Origin of the sequence: Streptomyces sp. FH025, from assembly GCF_017427025.1 — a bacterium.
In the GTDB taxonomy this organism is placed as follows: Bacteria; Actinomycetota; Actinomycetes; order Streptomycetales; family Streptomycetaceae; genus Kitasatospora.
This window is the reverse complement of the sequence record NZ_JAFLNG010000626.1, coordinates 1-4,582: the sequence shown is the minus strand read 5'-3', so window position 1 is coordinate 4,582 and position 4,582 is coordinate 1. Positions and strand designations below refer to the sequence as shown.

The window sequence follows — 4,582 nt, the reverse complement described above, 5'->3', positions numbered from 1 at the left end:
CAGCGACACCACCGCATGCCCCGCCGGCAACGCGTGCGCCAGATCCGACGGCGACCACCGCAGCCGCTCCACGTCCCGCGTCGTCACCGACTCCGTCTGCGCCGTCGTCCCCGACAACGCCTTCCGCCCCATCCGCCCGGCCCGCCGTATCACCCCACCGGAGGTGTCGGGGGTGTGGGTCACCTCGGTTTCGTGAACGACGTGCGTACCCCACGCCTCGGAGAAGAACTTCCCGTCCCACGGGGCGATACCCGGAAAGACCATCCGGCAGCCAACAGCCCCGAACAGTGGAGTCCTCAGCGCTTCGGGCAGGTCCATTAGGGTGCGCAGCAGGAGTACGGCTCCGGCATTCGTCCCCCGCATCCGCTGGAGGCCTCGGACGGTGTTGGCGTCCAACGCTGCGGACGCGTCATCCACCACCAACCCGGCGAACAGCGAACGATCCCGGCGAGCAGCCGCCGCTACGACGAACTGCCCCACCACTAGACGGGAGAGAATCCGGGCGGCTTCCGGATGGCTCCGATCGGGAAGCTTCACCCGGACCCGGAGGGGGTGGTCGAGTACCCGCATGGCAAAGGGCAGACGGCCCGTGCCATCGGTGGCGAAGGCTCCTTCGAAGGCCGGCCGATCAAGCAGTGCCAGCCTGTCCGCCAGCAAGACACCCGGGTCATCGGCACGGCCCTGCTGTCGTTGCCGGTACTCAAGGTCCCGCTCGTAGATCGCCAACTGGCCGCTCTCGCGAAGGGCCTTGACGAGCGGTTCCATCGTCTCCGGCTCCCCGGAGAGCAAGGCTCTCAGTTCACGGACACCGGGGTACCGCTGGTACGCGGTGTTAAACGGGCCGACCACCTGCTGAAGTGTCGTTCGGACGCTTTCCGCGCGCGCGGTCAGTTCGTCCGGCAGTAGGGCGTCGGCCAACCTGGCCGCCGCTTCGTCCGGGTCCTGCGTCGCACCGTAGAGATCCAGTCCGTAGATCGAACCCTGATCGCCTGGCGCAATCACCACGTCGTACCAGGAATCCGGACCGAGATCCGCATCCGCTGCTCCGATCACGACGACGCATGCCGTTCCCGCCAGTGCCTGCAGGCACAGCGTCTCCGTGACAGGCCGAGCCAGTCGAGCCGTCTTACCTGTACCCGCCGGGCCGACGGCCAGCAGCGACGTGCCGAGGACCGTGGGATCCAGCGCGAACCCGGTCGACCGGTGGGTCTGGGGGTTCTTCACCACGTCCTGCGTCGTCCCCAACCGAACCTGCTGGAGCAACAGGTCGTGCCAGGCCCTTCGAGTCGCCAGGTCCCGGGCCTCCGACGGATGCGAGAATGCCGCACCGCCCCGTGCGAGCACCTGATCGACAAAAGCGGGGAGGAAGGCGGCATTCGCCTGGGCGGACTCCCACGCCCGCTGAATTCGGACGTAGTCGACATCTCCGACCGTCACCTGATCCAGCTTCTCGGCTGCCGCCGATGCACCGCAAGACCGCTGGGCCAACCACGGATCGGCCACGAGCGCCCGCTCGGTGTCTACGGGGTGTCCAGCCGGAGCGGACCCCTCGTGGGTAATGGCGCGAGCGAGCACTGGAGCGACGTTCTTCCGCCACCCCGCTCGTGTGAGGAAGCGGCGCCCGACCTCCCGCCACCTCCCGGTGCGCCAAAACACCGCAGCCGCGCAGCTGATGGTGACGAGGTTGATGAGAATCTGCACGGTGTTGAACTGTTCCGGCGACGTCCCCGCGAACCAGCCGAGCAGCCCCGTCGCCCACATGAGCACGAACGTGCCGATGTAGTACGTCGCGATCGTCGCGATGAGGTTCAACCCGGCACGCCACAGCAGTTGCCCCGTGGGCACCTTCGCTTCTTCGGCCTCCACGGGATCCACCCGTTCATACCCCTGCCGGAAGATTCCGGGCTCCGCCTCAGGACGCGGAATCGCCACCCACGCCGGCAGGTCGAAGTTCGCGCCCTCCACGACGCCGGGCCGTTGGTGTGGCAGGGGGGTGGGGGGTCTGGTGGTGGTGCGCTCGACGTGGTGGTGTGACCCGTCCTGTGCCATGTACGGCCCCGCTCCCTCGCCCGCCCGGCCCGACCGCCGTCGGTGCCGCCATACCCATGCCGCCGTACCGGCGACACGCCCGCGCTCAGGGTAGTGGAGCGGGCCCGGCGGGTAGTCGCGCCACCCGCGCTGGCCGTGCCGGACAAGTCGGACGGCGGAGTGCTACCGAGTGGCGCATGCCTGGTCGGCGAAGGCGGCCGTAGCCTGCGAAGCACCGAGCCGAGAAGTCTGGAGAAACCCCATGAGCGCCGTAACGCCGCTCCCGCAGGAGCGCCGCCTGGTCACCGCGATCCCCGGTCCGAAGTCGCAGGAGCTGCAGGCCCGCAAGCTGGGTGCGGTGGCGGCCGGCGTCGGCACCACCCTGCCGGTGTACGTCACCCGTGCCAACGGCGGCGTGCTGGAGGACGTGGACGGCAACTCGCTGATTGACTTCGGCTCCGGCATCGCCGTGACCAACGTCGGCAACAGCGCCGAGGCCGTGGTGGCCCGGACGACCGAGCAGCTGGCCAACTTCACCCACACCTGCTTCATGGTGACCCCGTACGAGGGTTACGTGGCCGTCGCCGAGCAGCTGAACGAGCTGACCCCGGGCGACCACGAGAAGCGCACCGCGCTGTTCAACTCCGGCTCCGAGGCCGTCGAGAACGCGGTGAAGATCGCCCGCGCCTACACCAAGCGCCAGGCCGTCGTCGTGTTCGACCACGGCTACCACGGCCGCACCAACCTCACCCTGGCGCTGACGGCGAAGAACATGCCGTACAAGCAGGGCTTCGGTCCGTTCGCCCCCGAGATCTACCGGGTGCCGGTCGCCTACCCGTACCGCTGGCTGACCGGTGCGGAGAACGCCGCCGCCGAGGCCGCCGCCCAGGCGATCGACACCATCAACAAGCAGATCGGCGCCGAGAACGTCGCCGCGATCATCATCGAGCCGATCCAGGGCGAGGGCGGCTTCATCGAGCCGGCCAAGGGCTTCCTGCCGGCGATCGTGGAGTTCGCGAAGGCGAACGGCATCGTGTTCGTCGCGGACGAGATCCAGACCGGTTTCTGCCGCACCGGCCAGTGGTTCGCCTGCGAGGACGAGGGCATCGTCCCGGACCTGATCACCACCGCCAAGGGCATCGCCGGCGGTCTGCCGCTGTCCGCGGTGACCGGCCGCGCCGAGATCATGGACGCCGCGCAGACCGGTGGCCTGGGCGGCACCTACGGCGGCAACCCGGTGGCCTGCGCCGCCGCGCTGGGCGCCATCGAGACCATGAAGGAGCAGGACCTCAAGGGCAAGGCGCAGCGGATCGGCGAGATCATGCTGGGCCGTCTGCGGGCCATGCAGGAGAAGTACGAGATCATCGGTGAGGTCCGCGGCCGCGGCGCGATGATCGCCGTCGAGCTGGTGAAGGCGGGCGGCAAGGAGCCGAACGCGGAGGCCACCGCCGCCATCGCCAAGGCCTGCCACGCCGAGGGTCTGGTCGTGCTGACCGCCGGCACCTACGGCAACGTGCTGCGCTTCCTGCCGCCGCTGGTCATCCCGGAGCACCTGCTGAACGAGGGCCTGGACATCCTGGAGGGCGCGTTCGCCGCCGTCTGAGCGGTGTCGTCCGTCAGGTCGTGAACCCCCCTCCGGAGGGTTGTCCGGACAGCGCTGAACGGCCCGTGGGACCTCTGGTCCGCACGGGCCGTTCGGTTGTACGGGGACGGGTGAGCAACCGGTACGAGGGGGCCGGCACGAGGGGCCGGCACGAGGGGCCGGTGCGACGGTCGGGCATGATCGACGGGACGCCCCGGAGGTTGCCCCGGGCGGGGTGAAGATGATGTGCGGAATCGCTGAAGGCGCTCGGCGCGGAAGGGCGGTTGACGTAGTGTCATCGCAGATGGACAGCGAGCCTCAGCCAATGGCGGAGCCGCCTGTGGAGCCCCCTTCGGGGTCGGGTCCGCGCGGACGCCGCGAGGACGACCAGGCCGCCCCGGAAGGGCCGGCACACACCGAAGGCCGATCGACCGACCGTCCGACCCACACCCCCCGGGACGCGCGGAACGGCGATCATCAGAGCCGCCCCGGAGCTCTCCCCCCTGCTCCGGGGCGGCTGTTCGCCGTCCCGGCCCGGGTGGCCCGGTCGGTGGCGCTGCCGGTGGTGGCGGCGGTCGTACTGCTGGCGGTGTCCTGGCAGGTCGCGGTGGACGGGCCGTTGCTCGGCCTGGACCGCTCGGTCCGCGCGGCCGTGCGGTCGGCGCACCACGACCACCCCGACGCCCTGATCGACCGTCTCGGCCACCTGCTGTCGGACCTGGGCAGCGCCGTCCCGGCCGTCCCGGTGCTGCTGGCGGCCGGCGCGTTGGCCGCCTGGTGGTGGCACCGGGCGGGGGCGGCACGCTGGTGGCTGCCACTGCCGGTGGCGGTGCTGACCTCGGGGTTGATCCCGTTGCTGGTGGTCCCGGCGAAGGCGGCGTTCGCCCGGCCGGGGCCGCTCGGGGAGCCGCTGGTGCCGGGGCAGTGGGGTTGGTACCCGTCCGGACACACCGCGACCGCGACGTTCTCGTA

General features: G+C 70.4%; 2 protein-coding genes and 1 pseudogene. 2 read left to right on the top strand and 1 reads right to left on the bottom strand.

Annotated features, from left to right (window positions below; translation table 11 throughout):
- Nucleotides 1–2,049 (bottom strand): ATP-binding protein (locus tag J0670_RS30855; protein WP_207815092.1); only part of this gene is annotated, 2,049 nt, incomplete at its 3' end.
- 241 nt (nucleotides 2,050–2,290) lie between these two features.
- On the opposite strand from J0670_RS30855, the gene gabT reads away from it, so the two are divergent.
- Both gabT and J0670_RS30845 read left to right on the top strand, forming a co-directional pair.
- Nucleotides 2,291–3,631 (top strand): 4-aminobutyrate--2-oxoglutarate transaminase, encoded by a 1,341-nt coding sequence (gene gabT / locus J0670_RS30850; RefSeq protein ID WP_207815090.1) that lies wholly within the window; start codon nucleotides 2,291–2,293, stop codon nucleotides 3,629–3,631.
- 529 nt (nucleotides 3,632–4,160) lie between these two features.
- Nucleotides 4,161–4,582: pseudogene (locus J0670_RS30845) on the top strand (hypothetical protein); the annotation flags it as partial.

Excerpts from the sequence above, each read along its gene's own strand:
- gabT (WP_207815090.1), top strand. The coding sequence starts at position 2,291 with ATGAGCGCCGTAACGCCGCTCCCGCAGGAGCGCCGCCTGGTCACCGCG.